Source organism: Micromonospora sp. CB01531 (genome assembly GCF_001905095.1).
In the GTDB taxonomy this organism is placed as follows: Bacteria; Actinomycetota; Actinomycetes; order Mycobacteriales; family Micromonosporaceae; genus Micromonospora.
On record NZ_LWLS01000047.1, the window covers coordinates 1 to 2,745 of the forward strand.

Sequence of the window (2,745 nt, forward strand, 5' to 3'; positions counted from 1 at the left end):
CACGGCTCTACGCAATTGCGCACAAGATCGTAAGCACTGCCCGCAATGTTTGACCCCGCTACAGCACCGTAGAGCCCCCGACCAGCCGACCGTGGCGGGCTGGAAGTGGGCTATCTGCCCCAACCAGTCCTGCCGGTGGCAGGGCGACCGCGACCACGGCGCCTGGCGGCGTATCGCCGCCCGCGGACTCACCCATCAGACCAAGACCGTCACCGACAAGTCCACCGGCGCCATGGTGATCCGCACGGTCGTCGACGAGCTCGAAGCCGCAGCCGTCGTCACCCCCACCATGGCCAAGACCAGCCGGAGGGACCGGTCGAAGACCGGCCCCACCCGGCACAAGCCAACACGCCCCGCGCCCAGGCGACGCAGGGCGCCCTCCCCCACCCGGCCCCACGGTCAGGCGGGCAAGCGTCCGGAGGGACACGCACCAACGGACCGGAGGCTGCCCCGCGCAGCCCACCGACACCAGGGCGTGAACGCGATCAGCACACCCACCACCGGCCACCGGCCACGAGGAGCCGCCTTGGGCGCAGGATTCCATCTCCACGCCCATGCAACTCCACCACGGTGGGAAACGATCCCGGAAACCCCATCCGACTCAGGATCGCTAAGCTAATCAGAGACGCTGCGGCCAAGGTAGGCCCCGGCGGCGAACAGTGCCGTGGTGACGGCCACGTATTGCATGGTCTGCGCGAACAAGGTGTGTTCCCGGTCTCGGCTGGTCACGCCGGTCGAGAGAGTCGTTGTACTCACTTCTGTGCCTTCCGTGCTGCTTCCCCCAACGGTCGGTCGTGGCAGGCCTGGTTCGCACCAGAGATTGCCCTGGTGCTCTCCAGGGTGGGCTGTGCTGAGCGGCGCAGGCACCCGCGTTCCCCAGTTCGTAGACAAACGAAAGCCGTAATCATCCATCTGACCAGGTGAGAAGCGTTCGTCGACGTGAGGGGGCGTGTGCCTACGGCATTCCTGCCATATCGGACGGCGAATCGAATTTATCGGCTTGAACCGCGCAGACTTTGCTCGCAATCGAGCCCCGCTGCCAGACGCCTGGACATCTCGCGGCCCCATTCTCCCATGCCGCGCGACCACAATGGACATTCGCCGCGCCCCCTCGCCGCCGGCATCCCGATAATATGCCCTGCTCGCGGGCCCAGAGACCAGCCAGCTAAACCGGGAAGCACGTCAATGTTTGAGGCAAATGTCCGGGGCGGAGGGGACAGGAACAGCAGGTAAGCTGCTGTGGCTTTAGCTGCCTTACCCGGCGCTCATGTGAAGCGGCCATGTCAAGGGGAGCCGGCGGCCTCGAGGTGTTGCGGTGGTGTGTCCGTTCTTCTTCTCGTACTCACCCAGGTGTGGGGTAGGCGGTAGTGACTCGGCGGATCAAGACGCAGGCCAGCCCGCCCGGGCAGCGCCACCATGCGACGCCTGGTTGTCCGGGCCAACTCTCAGACAAGGCGCTCATCCTCTGCCCAGAGGGGGAGGGTCTATCGGCGTGCCGCTGACGACCGCTGGGCAGTCAGGGCTGCCGATGACAGTAGGCGTCGATGGCACGCCGGGCGTGGCTCAATCCGATGCAACATGCCGTCAACGGGCTCGCATCGGCCGCCACGCCGGACACGGTAAAGCCGGCGAGCATCCTGCCTTTGACCAGCCGCCTCCAGGCATGGCGGGCGAGCCGCAGGTCCGCTTCGGTGAGTGCCGCACGGGCGAGCTGACTGCGGCACCACGCCCTCCATCGCTGGTCGACCGACAGGTGAGCGCGGACGAGCCGTACCGACGCGATCGGAAGATCAACGGACGATATGTCGATGTCGGCCAATAACCAGGTCAGGGCGAGGACGTCGTTGGTGGCCCGGAACTCGAACGTCGCGACTGCCATCATGCCGTCGGCCTCAATGATCAGGTTTTGCGCGGCCTGCTCGGCGGCGAACCAGCCGATCGGCACGTCCATGCGATCGCCCATTGTCAGTGGAAGGAGTCTCCGCACGCGCAGGATCCGGCGGCGTTCGGATTGTCGATCGTGAAGCCCTGCTGCTCGATGGTGTCCACGTAGCCGATCGTCGCGTTCGCCAGGTACGGCAGGCTCATCCGGTCGATCACCACCTCGATCCCGCCGCTGCCGACGTTGGCCGATTCGGTCTGGACCGGCTGCTGGATAGCGTTACTCATCGTTCCCGCTCTCGTATCGGCTGTTCTGTGCTGCGTCGCCATCCGTGCTGGTTGGGCGCTGGTCAACGTGGAAGGTGAAAAGCTTGTCGCCGTCGACGAGCCGGTCGTCGAAGAACAACTGGTAGCGCATTCCCGAGCAGCCGCCGGGCTGGACCGCAACACGGAGCCGCAGATCGCTACGTCCCTCCTGGTCTAGCAGTTGGCGGATCTTCCGGAGCGCAGCTGGTGTGAGATGGATACCCGCCGTGTCATCCGCTGCCGGTTCGGCGGCAGGGTTGGGCCGGTCCGTAGCGGTTTCGTTCATATCCTCCTCGGTGAGCCGAGGTGACGGTGGAACAGCCATGACCTACACCCTCCTCAGGGACTTTCGCCCCGGGCTGGGGCTTCCATCTATTCACTTCGACGTGCGGATCGACAACATGGTTCAACGTAGCCTAGCGAGGAATCCTTCTTCAGGGCCGGGAGGAATCGCGTCACGGGCCTGGGCGTTTCTGGTTTTCGATGTACTCGTGGATGGCGGTGTGGTGTGCTCCGCCGCATGATCCGGCGTAGTACGACGGTGACCACAGGTGGCCC

2 protein-coding genes and 1 pseudogene are annotated in these 2,745 nt (G+C 65.3%); all 3 read right to left on the bottom strand.

The genetic code is table 11. The annotated features are described in order from the left end of the window. Positions 1-1,516: 1,516 nt before the first annotated feature. Positions 1,517-1,951, bottom strand: a complete 435-nt coding sequence (locus A6A27_RS08205; protein WP_143193935.1) for a hypothetical protein — start codon at positions 1,949-1,951, stop codon at positions 1,517-1,519. 14 nt (positions 1,952-1,965) lie between these two features. Further along, a pseudogene (locus tag A6A27_RS47390) lies at positions 1,966-2,362 on the bottom strand (HesB/IscA family protein); the annotation flags it as partial. Positions 2,363-2,642: 280 nt separating this feature from the next. After that, a partial coding sequence (locus tag A6A27_RS08220) for a transposase (protein ID WP_198940235.1) occupies positions 2,643-2,745 on the bottom strand: 103 nt, incomplete at its 5' end.

Coding starts and splice junctions, on each gene's coding strand:
- A6A27_RS08205 (WP_143193935.1), bottom strand. CDS start 1,951: ATGGACGTGCCGATCGGCTGGTTCGCCGCCGAGCAGGCCGCGCAAAAC.